The organism is Pelomonas dachongensis (assembly GCF_043555865.1).
In the GTDB taxonomy this organism is placed as follows: domain Bacteria; phylum Pseudomonadota; class Gammaproteobacteria; order Burkholderiales; family Burkholderiaceae_C; genus Pelomonas; species Pelomonas dachongensis.
The window spans coordinates 857929-875486 of record NZ_JBIGHY010000002.1; the positions used below are offsets into that span (position 1 = coordinate 857929).

Sequence of the window (17558 nt, forward strand, 5' to 3'; positions counted from 1 at the left end):
GAGCGCGGGCCGCCCCAAGCCGGCCCGTGGGCGATGTGCTTGCGGCTCAATGCCGCAAGCATCGCCGTCCCCTCGGGGGACCGCCCAGCCGCGCCCGCGTTCAGCGGCGTGGCTGGGCGAGGGGCTTCAATGTCAGCCGGCCTTCATGCGGCCGACCACGTCACGTGCCTCGGCCAGCAGGGCCGGCACGTCGATGGTGGTGGGTTGGCGGTCGCGCAACACCTGCCGGCCGCCCACCCACACGTTGCTGACGTGCTCGCGCCCCGCCACGTAGACCAGCTGCGCGGCCGGGTTGTAGACCGGCTGGCATTCGAGGCTGTCCAGCGACACCGCGACCACGTCGGCCAGCTTACCCACTTCCAGCGAGCCCAGGTCATCGCCGCGGCCCATGGCCTTGGCGGCGCGGATGGTCGCCATCTCCAGCGCGGTGCGGGCCGAGGCCACCGTCGGGTCGCCGGTGATGCCCTTGGCCAGCAGCGCGGCCGAGCGGATCTCGCCGAACATGTCCAGTCGGTTGTTGGAGGCTGCACCGTCGGTGCCGAGGATGGTGTTGACGCCTGCGGCTTCCAGCGCTTTCAGCGGCATGACGCCCGAGGCCAGCTTCAGGTTGGAGTTGGGGTTATGCACCAGGTGCACGCCCTTCTTCGCCATCAGGTCGATCTCCGCCTCGTTCAGATGGACCATGTGCACGGCAATCATGCGTTCGCTGAACAGGCCCAGCTTGTCCAGCCGTTCGATGGGCCGCACGCCGTGCGCCTTGACGCCGTCCTCGACCTCGCCCGCCGTCTCGTGAATGTGGCAGTGCATCTGGATGTCCAGCTTCTCGGCCAAGTCGCGCAGCTTGATGAAGGTCTCGTCGGACACTGTGTAGGGTGCATGCGGCGCGCTGGTCCAGTCGAGCAGGGTCTCGCCCTTGTACTGTTCGTAGGCGGCGACGCCCTTGGCGATGTAGTCGTCCGGGCCGGACGCATAGCCCGTCGGGAAGTCGATGACGTTCATCGACACCGCAGCGCGCACGCCCGAGTCCACTGCGGCGCGGGCCATCGCGGTCGGGAAGAAGTACATGTCGTTGATGTAGGTCGTGCCGCTGCGCAGGCCTTCGGCGGCGGCCAGCTTGGAGCCGAGGTAGGTCCAGGCTTCGCTGACCCACTTCTTCTCCAGCGGCCAGATGTGGTTCTGCAGCCAGTCCATCAGCGGCACGTCGTCGGCGACGCCGCGCAGCAGCGTCATGGCCGAGTGCGCATGGCCGTTGATGAGCCCGGGGATGAGGATCTGCTCGGGCAGCTCGACGCGCTCGGCTTGTGGGTATTGCGCCAGCAGCTTCTCCCGCGGGCCGATGGCCGCGATGCGCTCGCCGTCGATCAGCAGCGCGTGGTGTTCCAGCGTGTCTTCGCCGGCCTTCATGGTCAGCAGCCAGCGGGGCAGCAGCAGGGTCTGGGACATCTCTCGTTCTCCTTGTGGGATTCAGTTCTTTTCGCCGAGCAGTTGCTCGACTTCGCCGCGATGCGGCATTGCATCCTGCACGCCGGTCCGGGACACGGCCAGTGCTGCAGCGGCCTGGGCGAAGCCGAGCGCCTCGGCAATGGACTGGCCCTCGGCCAGCGCGGTAACGAGCGCACCGACGAGGGTATCGCCTGCGCCCACGGTGTCGACGGCTTTCACAGGGCGGGCCGACACCAGGCGCACGCCATCGGCGTCGACCCAGCACAGCCCTTGCGCGCCCAGCGACACGAGCACGGCCGCCGGCCCCTTGGCCCGCAAGGCCTGCGCGAGCGACTCCGGGCCGGCCGCGCCACCACCCAGCGTGGTGACCAGCGCCTGGGCCTCCAGCGCGTTGACGACCAGCACGTCCACCAGCGGCAGCAGCGCTTCGCAGCCGGGCCGGTAGGGGGCGGCGTTCAGCAGCGTCCTCACGCCGAGCGCACGGGCGCGTTCGAACGCGCGGGCGATGCTCTCCAGCGGCAACTCCTGCTGCGCCACCAGCCAACGCAGGCCGGTCAGCTCCAGCGCCTCGATCTGCGCCAGTGGCAGCGTGCCGTTGGAACCGGCCACCGTGACGATCTGGTTCTCGGCATCCTCGGCACCGACGACGATCAGCGCCACACCCGGCACTTCGTCGGCTGGCTGAGCGACGGCGCTGGTGTCGACGCCCTCGCCCTTCAACTGCTCGACCATCGCGGCACCGTTCTCTCGCAAGCCCACGCGCGCCGCCAGCGCGACCCTGGCGCCCAAGCGGGCCGCCGCCACCGACTGGTTCGCGCCCTTGCCGCCCAGGCACGAGCCAAACCGCTGACCGCGCAGCGTCTCGCCCGGAAGCGGCAAGCGCGGCGCGTGCACGATGAGGTCGCGGTTCACGCTGCCCAGGACGAGGATCTCAGGTGCGGTCATCGAGTCTCCAAATGAAAGAACCCCTCGGAGGTCCGAGGGGTTCGCGGGGTGCGTCTGCCGAAGATCAGCGCTGGGCGATGGGCTTGACGTCGCGCGGCGATGCGCCGACGAACAGCTGGCGCGGACGGCCGATCTTGTACTCGGGGTCGCCGATCATCTCATTGAGCTGGGCGATCCAGCCGACTGTGCGGGCCAGCGCGAAGATGGCGGTGAACAGCGGCACCGGAATGCCGATCGCGCGCTGCACGATGCCCGAGTAGAAGTCGACGTTCGGGTAGAGCTTGCGGGCAACGAAGTACTCGTCTTCCAGCGCGATCTTCTCCAGCTTCATGGCCAGTTCGAACAGCGGGTCGTTCTGCAGGCCCAGTTCGTTCAGCACCTCGTGGCAGGTCTCGCGCATCAGCTTCGCGCGCGGGTCGTAGTTCTTGTAGACGCGGTGGCCGAAGCCCATCAGCTTGACGCCGGAGGACTTGTCCTTGACCTTGCTGACGAACTCGCCGATGCGGGCCACGCCGCCGTTCTTCTGGATGTCGCCCAGCATGTTCAGGCAGGCCTCGTTGGCGCCGCCGTGCGCAGGGCCCCACAGGCAGGCCACGCCGGCCGCGATGGCCGCGAACGGGTTGGTGCCCGACGAGCCGCACAGACGCACGGTCGACGTCGAAGCGTTCTGCTCGTGGTCGGCGTGCAGCGTGAAGATGCGGTCCATCGCACGCACCAGTACCGGGTTGGGCTTGTAGTCCTCGCACGGCGTGGCGAACATCATGCGCATGAAGTTGCCGGCGTAGCTCAGGTCGTTCTGCGGGTAGATGTAGGGCTGGCCGATCGTGTACTTGTAGGCCATGGACACCAGCGTGGGCATCTTGGCGATCAGGCGGATGGCCGAGATCTCGCGGTGCTCGGGGTTATTGATGTCCGTGCTGTCGTGATAGAACGAGGACATCGCACCCACCAGGCCCGTCATGACGGCCATCGGGTGGGCATCACGGCGGAAGCCACGCAGGAAGAACTGCATCTGCTCATTCACCATCGTGTGGTGCATGACCTTGTTCTCGAACTCGGCCTTCTGGCTCTCGTTCGGCAGCTCTCCGTACAGCAGCAGATAGCAGGTTTCGAGGTAGTCGCAGTTCACCGCGAGCTGCTCGATGGGGTAGCCGCGGTACAGCAGCTCGCCCTTGTCGCCGTCGATGTAGGTGATGGTGGAGTTGCACGACGCCGTCGACAGGAAGCCGGGGTCATACGTGAACTTGCCGGTCTGGGCGTACAGCTTGCGGATGTCGATGACATCCGGGCCGATGCTGCCCTTGTACAGCGGCAGGTCCATCGAGGGGCTGCCGTCGGAGAACGACAGGGTGGCTTTCACGTCGGACGGGGTCATGGTGCGGTCCTTAAGGTTTCAAAAGCGATTCAGGGGCGCAGTTCGGCGAGAACCTCGCGCACCTCGGCGGTGTCGATTTCACCACTGGGCTCCTTGCGGCGCAGCAGCAGGTCGAGCAAGTCGTTGTCGGACAAGTCCATCAGCGTCGTCAGGCCGTCAGCATGGCTGACGCTGACGCCTTCTGGATGGCGGTTGAAGAAGCGCTCGATCAGCAGGTCGTTCTCGAGCAGGCCCCGGCGGCAGCGCCAGCGCAGCTTGGACAGCGCGCGTTCGTCGATCATCGGGGCGGCCACTTCAGTCATCTCGTCAGACCGCGCGACGGACCATCAGCTCCTTGATCTTGCCGATGGCCTTCGTGGGGTTCAGGCCCTTGGGGCAGACGTCCACGCAGTTCATGATGGTGTGGCAGCGGAACAGGCGGTACGGGTCTTCGAGGTTGTCCAGGCGCTCGTTGGTGGCCTCGTCGCGGCTGTCGGCGATGAAGCGGTAGGCCTGCAGCAGGCCGGCCGGGCCAACGAACTTATCGGGGTTCCACCAGAAGCTCGGGCAGCTCGTCGAGCAGCTCGCGCACAGGATGCATTCGTACAGGCCATTCAGCTCGTCACGCTCCTCGGGCGACTGCAGCCGCTCGGTCTCGGGCGGAATGTTGTCGTTGACGAGGTAGGGCTTGATCGAGTGGTACTGCTTGAAGAACTGCGTCATGTCGACGATCAGGTCGCGCACGACGGGCAGGCCCGGCAGCGGCTTCAGCACGATCGTGCCCGGCAGCGTGCGCATGTTCGTCAGGCAGGCCAGACCGTTCTTGCCATTGATGTTCATCGCATCCGAACCGCAGACGCCTTCGCGGCAGGAGCGGCGGAAGGACAGGCTCGGGTCGACCGCCTTGAGCTTGTTCAAGGCGTCCAGGAGCATGCGCTCCGAGCCGTCCAGCTCGACCTCGAGGGTCTGCATGTAGGGCTTGGCGTCCTTGTCCGGGTCGTAGCGGTAAATCTGGAAGGTGCGCTTCATGATCTTCAATGTCCTTGTCGGCGGGCCGTCAGAAGGTCCGCACTTTCGGCGGGATCGAGTCAACGGTCAGTGGCTTGAGGTTGACAGGCTTGTAATCCAGGCGGTTGCCTTCGGAATACCAAAGCGTGTGCTTCATCCACTGCTCGTCGTTGCGGCCGTTCGGGTGGGCCGGCGTGTCGCCGTAGTCGTTGACCGTATGGGCGCCACGGCTCTCGGTGCGCGCGGCGGCCGAGACGATGGTGGCCTGCGCCGCCTCGATCAGGTTCTCCACTTCCAGCGCCTCGATGCGCGCGGTGTTGAAGACCTTGGACTTGTCCTTCAGCGTGATGTTCTTGACCCGTTCGGCAATCTCCGCAATCTTGCTGACGCCTTCGTTGAGCATGGCCTGGGTGCGGAACACGCCGGCGTGCTGCTGCATCGCGGCGCGCAGGTCGTTGGCCACGTCCTGCGCGTACTCGCCGCTGCTGCTGCCGTCCAGGCGCGCCAGGCGGGCCAGCGAGCGGTCCGCCGCGTCGGCCGGCAGCGCCTTGTGCGACTGCTTACCCAGGTCCGCCGCCACCAGGTGGTTGCCGGCTGCACGGCCGAACACCAGCAGGTCCAGCAACGAGTTGGTGCCCAAGCGGTTGGCGCCGTGCACGCTGACGCAGGCGCATTCGCCCACCGCATACAGTCCGTTAACGATCTCGTTGGGCTTGCCATCCTTGGGCACCACCACCTGGCCATGGATGTTGGTGGGAATGCCACCCATCTGGTAGTGGATGGTCGGCACCACGGGAATGGGTTCCTTGGTGATGTCGACGTTGGCGAAGTTGTGGCCGATCTCCAGCACCGAAGGCAGGCGCTTGGCGATGGTGTCGCCGCCCAGGTGAGTCATGTCCAGGTTGATGTAGTCCTTGTTGGGACCGCAGCCACGACCTTCCTTGATCTCCTGGTCCATGCATCGCGAAACGAAGTCGCGCGGCGCCAGGTCCTTCAGCGTGGGCGCGTAGCGCTCCATGAAGCGCTCGCCGTTGGCGTTGCGCAGGATGGCGCCTTCACCACGGCAGCCTTCGGTCAGCAGCACGCCGGCGTTGTGCACGCCGGTGGGGTGGAACTGCCAGAACTCCATGTCTTCCAGCGGGATGCCGGCACGCGCCGCCATGCCCAGGCCATCGCCGGTGTTGATGAAGGCGTTGGTGCTGGCCGCAAAGATGCGCCCGGCGCCGCCGGTGGCCAGCAGCACGGTCTTGCCTTGAAGGATGTGGACCTCGCCGGTCTCCATCTCCAGCGCCGTCACGCCGACCACGTCGCCCTCGGCGTCGCGGATCAGGTCCAGCGCCATCCATTCGACGAAGAACTGCGTGCGCGCCTTGACGTTCTGCTGATAGAGCGTGTGCAGCATCGCGTGGCCGGTGCGGTCGGCGGCGGCGCAGGCGCGCTGCACGGGCTTCTCGCCGTAGTTGGCCGTGTGGCCGCCAAACGGGCGCTGGTAGATGGTGCCGTCGGCGTTGCGGTCGAAGGGCATGCCGAAGTGCTCAAGCTCGTAGACGACCTTGGGCGCCTCGCGGCACATGAACTCGATGGCGTCCTGGTCACCCAGCCAGTCCGAACCCTTGACGGTGTCGAAGAAGTGGTAGTGCCAGTTGTCCTCGGACATGTTGCCCAGGGACGCACCGATGCCGCCTTGGGCAGCGACGGTGTGCGAGCGGGTCGGGAAGACCTTGGACAGCACGGCCACGTTCAGGCCGGCCAGCGACAGCTGCAGCGAGGCACGCATGCCGGAGCCACCGGCCCCGACGATGACCACGTCGAACTTGCGGGTCGAAATCTTTGCCGTCATCTCAAAGTCTCCACAACACCTGGATGGCCCAGCCGGCACAGCCGAGCAACCACACGATCGAAAACACTTGCAGGGCCAGCCGGATGCCGACGGGCTTCACGTAGTCCATCCACACGTCGCGCACGCCCACCCACGCGTGGTAGGCCAGCGCGACGATGGCAACGAAGGTCAGGACCTTCATCCAGTGCGGCGCGAACACGGCCGACCAGTGGTCATAGCCCAGTTCGCCGGGCATCAGGAAGCGCGCCAGCACGGCGATGGTGAACAAGGCCATCAGCACGGCGGTGACGCGCTGGGCCAGCCAGTCGCGCAGGCCGTAATGGGCGCCGACGACCAGACGCTTGGAGCCGAAAGTACTCATCTTGTGGTCCTCCTCAATACAGGCCGAACAGCTTGGCGCCCAGCACCAGCGTCAATGCGGTGCTCAATGCCAGCGTCACGAGTGCCGAGCTGTGGCCCTGGGCCTTGCTGACGCTGTGCGTGGCATCCATCCACAGGTGGCGCACGCCGGCGATGAAATGGAACAGGTAGCCCCACAGCAGCCCCAGCGTCACCAGCTTGACAAACCAGGCCGGCAGCACGCCCACGCCGGCGGCAAACACGTTGGTGAAGCTGTCGTAGGAAATCTCGGATGTCAGGCTGGCATCCAGCATCCACACCACAAAGGGCAGCAGCACGAACATCAGCACGCCGCTGACGCGGTGCAGGATGGAGACGATGCCGGCAGGCGGGAGGCGGTAGCGGACGATCTGGGTGACGTGAATATTTCGGTATACGGGTCTTGTCTTGGCGCTATCCGTCATGTCGAGCCTGCGTAATCGGGGTGAAACCAAACGATTCTAGGGCCATGCGTTAACCCGACCATCTCACTATGCTGCACCGCGCCATCGTCAGTTTCAGTTCAAGTCGTTGCGGTAATGGTCGGCGTTGGTGCAGTACAGCCCGCGGCGCAGCTCCATCGGCCGGTCCCCATAGGTGAACGCCAGCCGTTCGACGCTGAGCAGCGGCTCTCCCGGCGGCACCTGCAGCAAGCGCGCGGCGTCCGGCGTGGCGGCGACCGCACGCAACTGCTCTTGCGCCCTCACCATGTGCACGCCGAAATGGGTCTCGAACAATGCGTACAGCGTGCCGGGGTGAGTTGCCAGGAGCTCCGCATTCAAGCCCTTGAAGTGCCGCTCTGCCAGCCACAGCTCGTCCAGCACGACCGGGCGGCCGCGCCGGTGCAGCAGGCGGCGCACTTCAATCACCGGCTCGGCCGCGCGCAGCGCCAGCGCACGCGCAACATCCGCGCTGGCACGCAGGCGCCGACTGCCCAGCAGCTCGCGCGTGAAGCCTTCCGTCTCGTCGTCGGCCACCAGCCGCAGAAAGCGGAACTGCTGGCGAGGCGCCGCATGCGTCGAGACGAAGGTGCCGCTGCCCTGGCGGCGCTCCACGATGTGCGCCGCGGTCAGTTCGTCCAGCGCGCGCCGCACCGTGCCGGCGCTGGCGCCAAAACGCGCCGCCAGCGCGGCCTCGCTCGGCAGCGCGTCGCCGGGACGCCACTCGCCGGCCGCCAGCGCGGCCACGATCAGCTGACGGATCTGCTCGTAAAGCGGCGCGGGAGACCTGGGCTTGGTTGAGGGCATGGAGGCATTGCAGCACAGGGCAGCCCGTACACTTGACGGGATTCGCCTCCCGCATTTTTCAACTGCCCCTCGGAGATCTCCATGAGCAAGAAACCCGTTCGCGTCGCCGTCACCGGCGCTGCCGGCCAGATCGGCTACGCCCTGCTGTTCCGCATCGCCTCCGGCGAAATGCTGGGCAAGGACCAGCCCGTCATCCTGCAGCTGTTGGAGATTCCCGACGAGAAGGCTCAGAACGCGCTGAAGGGCGTGATCATGGAATTGGAAGACTGCGCCTTCCCGCTGCTGGCCGGCGTCGAGGCTCACAGCGACCCGATGACCGCCTTCAAGGATACCGACTACGCGCTGCTGGTCGGTTCGCGCCCGCGCGGCCCGGGCATGGAGCGCGCCGAACTGCTGGCCGTCAACGGCGCCATCTTCACGACGCAGGGCAAGGCGCTGAACGCCGTCGCGTCCCGCAACGTCAAGGTGCTGGTGGTCGGCAACCCGGCCAACACCAACGCCTACATCGCGATGAAGTCGGCCCCCGACCTGCCGCGCAAGAACTTCACTGCCATGCTGCGCCTGGACCACAACCGCGCCGCGTCGCAACTGGCGGCCAAAACCGGCAAGGCCGTCGCCTCCATCGAGAAGCTGGCCGTGTGGGGCAACCACTCGCCGACGATGTATGCCGACTACCGCAACGCCACCATCGACGGCCAGTCGGTCAAGGACATGATCAACGACGAGCAGTGGAACCGTGAGACGTTCCTGCCCACCGTGGGCAAGCGCGGCGCCGCCATCATTGCCGCTCGCGGCCTGTCGTCGGCAGCCTCGGCGGCAAACGCTGCCATCGACCACATGCGCGACTGGGCCTTGGGCACCAACGGCAAGTGGGTCACGATGGGCATTCCGTCCAACGGCGAATACGGCATCCCCAAGGACGTCATGTTCGGGTACCCCGTGACCTGCGAAGGCGGCGAGTACAAGATCGTCGAGGGCATTGCCATTGACGAGTTCTCGCAGGAGTGCATCAACAAGACCCTGAAGGAACTGACCGACGAACAGGACGGCGTCAAGCACCTGCTGTAATCGGGCGTCCGCCCACTGAACGAGGGTCGGCGCTGCCGACCCTTTTTTATTGCAGATGAGTCCCCTCCTCCACCCGCGCCAGGCCTTGTTCGGCCATGAGCCCGCTCGCCCGGCGATGCCCGTTGTCGACCACTACTGTGGCGTCGAGGCGCGCATGCGCAAGAGCCTCGCGCTGCAGGCCGAAATGGGCCCGGTGTTCGACATCACGCTGGACGCCGAAGACGGCGCGCCGGTGGGCGGCGAGGCCGAGCACGCGCTGCTGATCGCCGAGCTGGTGACCGGCAGCGCCAACCGCTTCGGTCGCGTCGGCGCGCGCATCCATCCCTGGGGTCACGCCGCGTTCGAGGCCGACGTGGACACGCTGGTCGCCAAGGCCGGCGCGCGCCTGGCCTATCTGATGATCCCCAAGCCGGGCTGCGCCGATGACGTGGACCGCGCCGTGGTCGCGATCGACGCCGCCTGCGACCACCATGGACAGCCCCGTCTGCCGCTGCAGGTGCTCATCGAGACGCACGGTGCGCTGCGCGAGGTGTTCCGCATTGCAGCCCACCCGCGCGTCGAGTCGCTGTCTTTCGGGCTGATGGATTTCGTGTCCGCACATGCCGGCGCCATTCCCAAAACCGCCATGGAGCTGCCCGGCCAGTTCGAACACCCGCTGGTGGCGCGCGCCAAGGTCGAGATCGCCGCCGCGGCGCATGCGTTCGGCAAGACGCCCTCGCACTGCGTCGTCACCGAGTTCCGCGATGCTGCGCGCCTGGCCGACGCCGCGCGCCGCGCCGCGCGCGAGTTCGGCTACACGCGCATGTGGAGCATCCATCCTGACCAGATCCGGCCCATCCTCGCGGCCTTCGCGCCCGCCGCCGACGAGATCTTCGAAGCCGCCCAACTGCTGCTGGCCGCGCAGGCGGCGCATTGGGCGCCCATGTCGTTCCGTGAACGACTGCACGACCGCGCCAGCTATCGCTATTTCTGGACCGTGCTGGAGCGGGCCCAACGCACCGGCTGCCCGCTACCTGACGAGGCACTTCGTGCGTTCTTTCCTGTATCCATCGGGTAAAGCACGGGCCTGAGGTTCTCTGGGTGCGGCCGACAATCCCTACAACTGCTCACGGACGCGCGCGTCCATTGCGGCCATGATGCGCCGCCCTTCTTCACCCCTTTTTTTCGCCCCCTCCCGATGCTGTTTTCCACGCTACGCGGCAACGTGACCGCACTGATCCTCTGCGCCGCCCTGCCTGCCCTCGCGCAGGCGCCCGCTGCGAAGGCCCCGGCAACCAAGCCGGCCGCCGCCAAGCCCGCCGCCAAGTCGGCAGCCAAGCCCCGGGTCGCTGCGGCCAAGAAGACGCCGCCCCCGCCGCCCGAGCCCGTGCTGACCGACGCCGACGAAAGCCAGTTGGCCGCGGCCGAGCGTGCCTACATGGGCCTCTACGCGTGCGAGTTCAAGGAAAGCGTGGTGATCGAGAAGCACCCCAAGGTGGCCGGCTATGTCGACGTCATCTGGAAGCAGACGCGCATCACGATGAAGCCCGTGCTGTCGTCCACCGGCGCGCTGCGCCTGGAGGACGTGACCGGCCGCACGCTGATGATCCAGATCGCCAACAAATCCATGCTGCTGGACACCAAGATCGGCCAGCGCCTGCTGGACGATTGCATTCACCCCGAGCAGGAAAAGCTGATCGCCGCCGCCAAGGCCGCGCGACTCGCCGACCCCGAAGCGGACGCTGCAGCAGCGGCCCGCAGCAGCCTGGGCATCGCACCCGGCGGCCAGTGAGCCGCCGCGAGAGTCATCTCGCTTGAAAGACCCCGGCCCAGGTATGTAGAATCAATGCATACTTTCTAATGCATACCTGAGCCGCCGCCTCCGCGACGACCGGGCGCTGGAGTCGCCATGGAAGCCACCGTTGCCGAACGCGGGCAGATCACGCTGCCCAAAGCCGTCCGAGATGCGCTCGGCCTGACCAAGGGCACCACGCTGAAGGTTGAGCTGGACGGCGGTCGCATCATCTTGCGCAAGAACGTCGACGACGCCATTTCTCGCCTGCGCGGGCGCTTCAAGCTCGACGGTTTCGCCAACACCGACGAGGCCATGCGCGCCATCCGCGGCCACGCGCCAGGCGACCCCTACCTGCCGCCCGAACCGGACGACGCGGGAGAGCCCGCGCCTTGATCGCCACCGACTCTTCCGTGCTGATCGATCTGATCGCCGGCGACGACGATGCCAGCGGCAGCGCCGCCGAGGCCGTGCGCCAGGCGCTGCACGTGGGCCCGGTCGTGCTGTGCGAGGTCGCACTCGCGGAAGTCTGCACCGCCTTCAAGGACGGTACCGACGTGCTGCAGTTCCTGGAAGACCTGGGCATCCGCTTCGACGCCATGGAGGCCAAGTCGGCCTTGCGGGCGGGCGAGATGCAGCGGCGCTACCGCCAGCGCGGCGGCAACCGCACCCGCACCGTGGCCGACTTCCTGATCGGCTCCCACGCCATGATGCAGTGCGACGGCCTGATCACGCGCGATGTCGGCTTCTACAGAGACTATTTCAAAGGACTGAGGATCGTCGTCCCGACCTCGGCCTGACCTGTTGCTTCACCGGAGAAACACCATGCTTCAAGCCTACCGCCAACACACCGCCGAGCGCGCTGCCCTCGGCATCCCGCCCCTTGCGCTGGATGCCAAGCAGGTCGCCGAACTTATCGAGCTGATCAAGAACCCACCCGCTGGCGAGGACGCTTTCCTGCTGGACCTGCTGACGCACCGCGTGCCCCCGGGCGTGGACGATGCTGCCAAGGTCAAGGCCTCGTTCCTGGCAGCGGTCGCGCACGGCGACCTGAGCGTCGCACTGATCTCCAAAGCCAAGGCCACCGAGCTGCTGGGCACCATGGTGGGCGGCTACAACGTGCATCCGCTGATCGAGCTGCTGGACGACGCCGAAGTCGCCGGCGTCGCTGCCGAGGGCCTGAAGAAGACCCTGCTGATGTTCGACTACTTCAACGACGTGGCCGCCAAGGCCAAGGCTGGCAATGCCAAGGCCAAGGAAGTGATGCAGTCGTGGGCCGACGCCGAGTGGTTCACCACCCGCGCCGAAGTCGAGAAGAAGATCACCGTCACCGTGTTCAAGGTACCGGGCGAGACCAACACCGACGACCTGTCACCCGCGCCCGACGCGTGGAGCCGCCCGGACATCCCGCTGCACTACCTCGCGATGCTGAAGAACACCCGTTCCGACGCGGCCTTCAAGCCCGAGGAAGACGGCAAGCGCGGCCCGATGCAGTTCATCGACGACCTGAAGAAGAAGGGCCACGTCGTGGCCTATGTTGGCGACGTTGTCGGCACGGGCTCCAGCCGCAAGTCGGCCACTAACTCCGTCATCTGGGCTACTGGCCAGGACATCCCATTCGTGCCGAACAAGCGCTTCGGCGGCGTGACGCTGGGCGGCAAGATCGCCCCCATCTTCTTCAACACGCAGGAAGACTCCGGCTCGCTGCCCATCGAAGTGGACGTGTCCAAGCTTGAAATGGGCGACGTCATCGACGTCCTGCCCTACGACGGCAAGCTGGTGAAGAACGGCGAGACCGTCGCCGAGTTCAAGCTCAAGAGCGATGTGTTGTTCGACGAAGTGCGTGCCGGCGGCCGCATCAACCTCATCATCGGCCGCTCGCTGACGGCCAAGGCGCGTGAGTTCCTGGGCCTGCCCGCCTCCACGCTGTTCCGTCTGCCGCAAGCGCCCGCCGAAACCAAGGCCGGCTTCACGCTGGCGCAGAAGATGGTCGGCCGTGCCGTCGGCCTGCCGGAGGGCCAGGGCGTGCGCCCGGGCACGTATTGCGAACCCAAGATGACCACGGTCGGCTCGCAAGACACCACCGGCCCGATGACCCGCGACGAGCTGAAGGACCTGGCCTGCCTGGGCTTCTCGGCCGACCTGGTCATGCAGTCCTTCTGCCATACCGCCGCCTACCCCAAGCCGGTGGACGTGAAGACCCACCGCGAGCTGCCCGCCTTCATCAGCAACCGCGGCGGCGTGTCGCTGCGCCCGGGTGACGGCGTCATCCACAGCTGGCTGAACCGCCTGCTGCTGCCCGACACGGTCGGCACCGGCGGCGACTCGCACACACGCTTCCCCATCGGCATCTCGTTCCCGGCCGGTTCCGGCCTGGTCGCCTTCGGCGCCGCCACCGGCGTGATGCCGCTGGACATGCCCGAGTCCGTGCTCGTGCGCTTCAAGGGCGAAATGCAGCCCGGCGTGACGCTGCGCGACCTCGTGCATGCCATCCCGCTGTACGCCATCAAGGCCGGCCTGTTGACCGTGGCCAAGGCGGGCAAGATCAACGCCTTCTCGGGCCGCATCCTGGAGATCGAAGGCCTGCCGAACCTGAAGGTCGAGCAAGCCTTCGAGCTGAGCGACGCCTCCGCCGAGCGTTCGGCCGCTGGCTGCACGATCAAGCTCAACCCCGAGCCGATCAAGGAATACCTCACCAGCAACATCGTGCTGATGAAGAACATGATCGCCGACGGTTATGCCGACGCGAAGACGCTGCAGCGTCGCATCGAGAAGGTCGAAGCCTGGCTGGCCAACCCCGAGCTGCTGGAAGCCGACAAGGACGCCGAATACGCCCACGTCATCGAGATCGACCTGGCCGATATCAAGGAACCGATCCTGTGCTGCCCGAACGACCCCGACGACGCCAAGACGCTGTCCGACGTCGCCGGCACCAAGATCGACGAAGCCTTCATCGGTTCGTGCATGACCAACATCGGCCACTTCCGCGCGGCGGCCAAGCTGCTGGGCGGCCAGCGCGACATCCCGGTCAAGCTGTGGGTCGCCCCGCCAACCAAGATGGACCAGAGCGAGCTGATCAAGGAAGGCCACTACGCCGCCTTCGGCACGGCCGGCGCGCGCACCGAAATGCCGGGCTGCAGCCTGTGCATGGGCAACCAGGCGCAGGTGCGTGAAGGCGCCACCGTCGTGTCCACGTCGACCCGCAACTTCCCGAACCGCCTGGGCAAGAACACCAACGTGTTCCTGGCGTCGGCCGAACTGGCCGCCATCGCCTCCAAGCTGGGCCACATCCCGACGGTGCAGGAATACCACGAGGCGATGGGCATCATCAACAAGGACACCGCCAGCGTCTACAAGTACCTGAACTTCGACCAGATCGAGGAGTACGCGGAGACCGCCAAGTCCGTGACGGCCTGACGCCGATGAGGCTGCCGCCGCGGCGGCCCGCCTGCTTCCAGCCCCGCCCGGCCCCTGGCCCGGTGGGGTTTTTTCTTGCGCGCCCGGCGCGCCGCCCACCTGCACAACCCGCTGTTACCCCGCACCCGCGCCGCCTTCCCAGAATGAGCGCTCCCAACACAAGGAGACCCCATGGGCAAGAAGCTGCTGCTGCTGGCCGGCGACTATGTCGAAGACTACGAGATCATGGTGCCCTTCCAGGCGCTGCAGGCCGTGGGCCACCGCATCGACGCTGTCTGCCCGGGCAAGGAGGCCGGCGACTTCGTCTTGACCGCCATCCACGACTTCGAAGGCGCCCAGACCTACTCCGAGAAGCCGGGTCACCGCTTCGTGCTGAACGCCAGCTTCGAGGCCGTGCGCGGCGAGGACTACGACGCGCTGGTCATCCCCGGCGGCCGCGCGCCCGAGTACCTGCGGACGGTCAAGGGCGTGCTGCCGCTTATCCAGCACTTCGTGCAGGCCGGCAAGCCGGTCGCCGCGATCTGCCACGGCGCGCAGCTGCTGGCCGCCGCCGGTGTCATCCGAGGCAAGAAGGTCTCGGCCTACCCGGCCTGCGCCGCCGAGGTCGAGCTGGCCGGTGCCAGCTATGCCGACATCCCGGTGGACCAGGCCGTCACCGACGGCAACCTCGTCACCGCGTCCGCCTGGCCCGCCCACCCGGCCTGGATCGCGCAGTTCCTGGCCGTGCTGGGCACGCGCATCCAGCACTGAGCGGCGCAGAATCGCGCCCGGAGGTGTTGCCATGTGCCAGGTCTTCATCAGCGCCAACCCCGAGTCCTACGAGTCGCGCACGCGCTCCGTGCGGCTTCACGGCGTCGTCACCAGCATCCGGCTGGAAAACCTGCACTGGGAGGTGCTGGAGGAGATCGCCGCGCGCGACGGCATGGGCGTCACCCCGTTGATCGAGAAGCTCTACGACGAGCTGGTGCACACGCGCGGCGCGGTGGGCAACTTCGCGTCGTTCCTGCGCGTCTCGGCGCTGCGCTACATGGCGCTGCTGGCGCGCCAGCGCATCCCGGCCGACCTGTCGGTACCACTGCGCTCGCTGGACGCGGACGCCGTGCTGCAGGACCTACCGGCCAGCTGGGCGCGCACGCCGAGTCGGGTCGAGCTGCGCTGAACAAACTCGGAAGTCCCGCCGGCTCCCCTGGCGTTATCCCCCGCGCAGCGCTCAGATCACGCCCTGAGCCAGCATCGCATCGGCCACCTTCACGAAGCCGGCGACGTTGGCACCGTCGATGTAGCTGATGCTGCCGTCGGGGCGCACGCCATGCTTCAGGCAGGCGGCGTGGATGCCCTGCATGATCTGCAGCAACCGCGCGTCCACTTCCTCGCGTGTCCAGGACAGGCGCATCGCGTTCTGGCTCATCTCCAGGCCCGAGGTCGCCACGCCGCCGGCATTGCTGGCCTTGCCCGGCGCGTACAGCACGCCGGCCGCTTCGAAGGCCTTGGCGGCCTCGATGGTGGCCGGCATGTTCGCGCCCTCGGCCACGCAGACGACGCCGTTGCTGATCAGCGTCGCGGCATCGCCGGCGTCCAGTTCGTTTTGCGTCGCGCAGGGCAGCGCCACGTCCACCGGCACCTGCCAGGGTCGCACGCCGGGCAGAAAGCGTGCGCCGCTGCGCTCGGCGTAGTCGCTGACGCGGCCGTACAGGTGGTTCTTCACCTCCATCAGCACCGCCAGCTTCTCCGGCGTGAAGCCGGCCTCGTCGAGCACCGTGCCGCTGGAGTCCGACACGGTGACGACGGTGGCGCCCAGCTGCATCGCCTTCTCGACGGCGTACTGCGCGACATTGCCCGAGCCGGACACCGACACGCGCAACCCGTCGAAGGACTTGCCGCGCGTCTTCAGCATTTCCTGCGCGAAGTAGACCGTGCCGTAGCCTGTCGCCTCCGGGCGGATCAGTGAGCCGCCGAATGACAGGCCCTTGCCGGTGAACACGCTGCCCGCGCTGTTGGTCAGCTTCTTGACCATGCCGGCGATGTAGCCCACCTCGCGGCCGCCGACGCCGATGTCACCGGCCGGCACGTCGGTGTCAGGGCCCACGTGGCGGAACAGCTCCGTCGCGAACGCCTGGCAGAACCGCATGATCTCGTGGGCGCTCTTGCCCTTGGGGTCGAAGTCCGAGCCACCCTTGCCGCCGCCCATGGGCAGCCTCGTCAGCGCGTTCTTCAGCGTTTGCTCAAAGGCCAGGAACTTCAGCACCGACAGGTTCACCGACGGGTGAAAGCGCAGGCCGCCCTTGTACGGGCCGATGGCCATGCTGTGCTGGATGCGGTAGCCGCGATTGACCTGTACCTCGCCGCGGTCGTCCACCCAGCAGACGCGGAACACGACGATGCGCTCGGGCTCCACCAGTCGATCCAGCAGACCGTGCTCCGCATAGCGCGGGTGCGTCTCGATGAACGGCCACAGGCTTTCCAGGACTTCGGTCACCGCCTGCAGGTATTCGGGCTGCCCGGGGTTGCGTTGCGCGACCTGTTCAAGGAATTGGCCAAGGGACGTGTATTTCATGGACAGGCAGATTCCGGCAGCGCAGCGCCCGGGAGGGGCGCCGCCCGACCATCATGTTAAAAACACATGAGCGCGTGCACCATCTTGGGTTGGCAAAGCCAGGTTCGCACCAGACATAGGCGCAGCGCCCAAAACAAAGAGCGGCGCGCATCGCTGCGGGCCGCTCTGGCTTGGGAAGGCGGGGGCTCAGGCCTTGATGTCCAGCAGTGCCCCGGTGGTGTTCAGCTGCGTCTGCAGCACCTTCAGGTTCGCGACGAAGGCATAGGCCGCGGACTGCTGCTCCACCACCTCGTTGGCCGGGTTGATCTCGCGCTCCGGCGCCTTGTCGACGTTGGTCGGCTCCACACTGGGGCGGGACTGGTTGCTGGTCGCCAGGTTGGCGATGTTGGACGCCGACGCGCGCAGGCGCTCGTTCGCGGCGGAGATGCCGGACAGGGCGGTGGACAGGGCGACGTTCATCTGGCTTGATTGGGTAAGCGTTTCAACCGCTACATCGGCAGCGCTGGCTTGAACTTTAGAACAAAGTGCGAAAA

19 protein-coding genes are annotated in these 17558 nt (G+C 66.8%); 8 read left to right on the plus strand and 11 right to left on the minus strand.

Translation table 11 applies throughout. The features are described from left to right. Positions 1 to 132 precede the first annotated feature (132 nt). The 9 genes from ACG02S_RS08485 to ACG02S_RS08525 all read right to left on the minus strand — a co-directional run bounded on the left by ACG02S_RS08485 (position 133) and on the right by ACG02S_RS08525 (position 8215). A complete protein-coding gene (locus tag ACG02S_RS08485; protein WP_394470002.1) occupies positions 133 to 1443 on the minus strand; it encodes a TRZ/ATZ family hydrolase in 1311 nt (436 codons plus the stop codon). 21 nt (positions 1444 to 1464) lie between these two features. Then, positions 1465 to 2388, minus strand: coding sequence for a ribokinase (locus ACG02S_RS08490; protein ID WP_394470003.1), 924 nt, complete (start codon positions 2386 to 2388; stop codon positions 1465 to 1467). A gap of 64 nt (positions 2389 to 2452) precedes the next feature. After that, positions 2453 to 3763, minus strand: coding sequence for a citrate synthase (gene gltA / locus ACG02S_RS08495; protein ID WP_394470004.1), 1311 nt, complete (start codon positions 3761 to 3763; stop codon positions 2453 to 2455). 29 nt (positions 3764 to 3792) lie between these two features. Next, positions 3793 to 4044: an FAD assembly factor SdhE gene (locus ACG02S_RS08500; protein WP_394470005.1), complete on the minus strand. Its 252-nt coding sequence runs from the start codon at positions 4042 to 4044 to the stop codon at positions 3793 to 3795. A 25-nt stretch (positions 4045 to 4069) separates the two neighbouring features. Continuing rightward, positions 4070 to 4771, minus strand: a complete 702-nt coding sequence (locus tag ACG02S_RS08505) for a succinate dehydrogenase iron-sulfur subunit (RefSeq protein WP_394470006.1) — start codon at positions 4769 to 4771, stop codon at positions 4070 to 4072. A 28-nt stretch (positions 4772 to 4799) separates the two neighbouring features. Further along, the gene (gene sdhA, locus ACG02S_RS08510; protein ID WP_394470007.1) at positions 4800 to 6590 is read right to left on the minus strand and encodes a succinate dehydrogenase flavoprotein subunit; all 1791 of its coding nucleotides are present in this window, start codon (positions 6588 to 6590) and stop codon (positions 4800 to 4802) included. Position 6591: 1 nt separating this feature from the next. Continuing rightward, entirely contained in the window at positions 6592 to 6951 is a 360-nt protein-coding gene (gene sdhD, locus ACG02S_RS08515; RefSeq protein ID WP_394470008.1) for a succinate dehydrogenase, hydrophobic membrane anchor protein, read from the minus strand. Positions 6952 to 6964: 13 nt separating this feature from the next. Then, positions 6965 to 7393 (minus strand): succinate dehydrogenase, cytochrome b556 subunit, encoded by a 429-nt coding sequence (gene sdhC, locus ACG02S_RS08520; RefSeq protein WP_394470009.1) that lies wholly within the window; start codon positions 7391 to 7393, stop codon positions 6965 to 6967. Between the two features lie 93 nt (positions 7394 to 7486). Further along, on the minus strand, positions 7487 to 8215 hold the full coding sequence (locus ACG02S_RS08525; protein ID WP_394470010.1) for a GntR family transcriptional regulator: 729 nt from the start codon (positions 8213 to 8215) through the stop codon (positions 7487 to 7489). Between the two features lie 81 nt (positions 8216 to 8296). Between ACG02S_RS08525 and ACG02S_RS08530 the strand changes: the two genes are divergently transcribed. The 8 genes from ACG02S_RS08530 (at position 8297) to ACG02S_RS08565 (ending at position 15630) form a co-directional block, all read left to right on the plus strand. After that, positions 8297 to 9283 (plus strand): malate dehydrogenase, encoded by a 987-nt coding sequence (locus ACG02S_RS08530; RefSeq protein ID WP_394470011.1) that lies wholly within the window; start codon positions 8297 to 8299, stop codon positions 9281 to 9283. 55 nt (positions 9284 to 9338) lie between these two features. Then, on the plus strand, positions 9339 to 10340 hold the full coding sequence (locus ACG02S_RS08535; RefSeq protein ID WP_394470012.1) for an HpcH/HpaI aldolase/citrate lyase family protein: 1002 nt from the start codon (positions 9339 to 9341) through the stop codon (positions 10338 to 10340). A 120-nt stretch (positions 10341 to 10460) separates the two neighbouring features. Further along, positions 10461 to 11054, plus strand: coding sequence for a hypothetical protein (locus ACG02S_RS08540; RefSeq protein ID WP_394470013.1), 594 nt, complete (start codon positions 10461 to 10463; stop codon positions 11052 to 11054). A gap of 117 nt (positions 11055 to 11171) precedes the next feature. Continuing rightward, the gene (locus tag ACG02S_RS08545) at positions 11172 to 11450 is read left to right on the plus strand and encodes an AbrB/MazE/SpoVT family DNA-binding domain-containing protein (protein ID WP_394470014.1); all 279 of its coding nucleotides are present in this window, start codon (positions 11172 to 11174) and stop codon (positions 11448 to 11450) included. Then, positions 11447 to 11854: a type II toxin-antitoxin system VapC family toxin gene (locus ACG02S_RS08550; RefSeq protein ID WP_394470015.1), complete on the plus strand. Its 408-nt coding sequence runs from the start codon at positions 11447 to 11449 to the stop codon at positions 11852 to 11854. Before ACG02S_RS08545 ends, ACG02S_RS08550 begins: the two co-directional genes overlap by 4 nt. A 25-nt stretch (positions 11855 to 11879) precedes the next feature. After that, positions 11880 to 14471: a bifunctional aconitate hydratase 2/2-methylisocitrate dehydratase gene (acnB, locus tag ACG02S_RS08555; protein WP_394470016.1), complete on the plus strand. Its 2592-nt coding sequence runs from the start codon at positions 11880 to 11882 to the stop codon at positions 14469 to 14471. A 171-nt stretch (positions 14472 to 14642) separates the two neighbouring features. Then, complete coding sequence (locus ACG02S_RS08560) at positions 14643 to 15221, plus strand: DJ-1/PfpI family protein (RefSeq protein ID WP_394470017.1); 579 nt, start codon at positions 14643 to 14645, stop codon at positions 15219 to 15221. 31 nt (positions 15222 to 15252) lie between these two features. Beyond that, positions 15253 to 15630: a ribbon-helix-helix domain-containing protein gene (locus ACG02S_RS08565; RefSeq protein WP_394470018.1), complete on the plus strand. Its 378-nt coding sequence runs from the start codon at positions 15253 to 15255 to the stop codon at positions 15628 to 15630. Between the two features lie 51 nt (positions 15631 to 15681). On the opposite strand, the gene gdhA is transcribed toward ACG02S_RS08565, so the two are convergent. Both gdhA and ACG02S_RS08575 read right to left on the minus strand, forming a co-directional pair. Then, positions 15682 to 17025 carry an NADP-specific glutamate dehydrogenase gene (gdhA, locus tag ACG02S_RS08570; RefSeq protein WP_394470019.1) on the minus strand — a complete coding sequence of 448 codons (1344 nt, stop codon included), beginning with the start codon at positions 17023 to 17025 and terminating at the stop codon, positions 15682 to 15684. Between the two features lie 186 nt (positions 17026 to 17211). Then, positions 17212 to 17484, minus strand: coding sequence for a flagellar basal body rod protein FlgC (locus tag ACG02S_RS08575; protein WP_394470020.1), 273 nt, complete (start codon positions 17482 to 17484; stop codon positions 17212 to 17214). Positions 17485 to 17558: the final 74 nt, after the last annotated feature.